The organism is Streptomonospora alba, from assembly GCF_000826685.1.
Lineage (GTDB): Bacteria > Actinomycetota > Actinomycetes > Streptosporangiales > Streptosporangiaceae > Streptomonospora > Streptomonospora alba.
The window spans coordinates 1-391 of the sequence record NZ_JROO01000098.1 but is presented as its reverse complement, the minus strand read 5'-3'; the positions used below and the strand labels follow the sequence as shown (position 1 = coordinate 391).

The window sequence follows — 391 nt, the reverse complement described above, 5'->3', positions numbered from 1 at the left end:
GGCACCTCGATCACCGAGATCTTGTCGTGCGGCGTCTGGCAGTTGGGATAGGAGTCCGACGGCGCGTAGGAGGAGACGTAGATGTAGTCGGTGTCGGCGTCGCCCGGCACCAGCGTGTTGGTGTGCGAACCGCAGTCGGTGCGCACCGCACCGACGTAGGAGGGCGCCGCCTTGTCGGAGATGTCGAAGATCCGGACGCCTTCGAACGCGTCGGCGTCGGCCGGAGTGCTCGACGGCGCGCCGCACTCCTCGCTCTCCCGGGGATAGTCCACCGAGTAGTAGAGCAGGTCGCCGCTCACGGAGACGTCACCCTGCCCGCCCTCACACAGCACTCGGCTCGCGACCTGCGGCGACTCCGGATCGGAGATGTCGTAGACGATGAATCCGTTGT

At 66.5% G+C, this 391-nt stretch carries 1 pseudogene; it reads right to left on the bottom strand.

Going from position 1 to position 391, the window contains the following annotated elements:
- A pseudogene (locus LP52_RS25430) lies at positions 1-391 on the bottom strand (hypothetical protein); the annotation flags it as partial.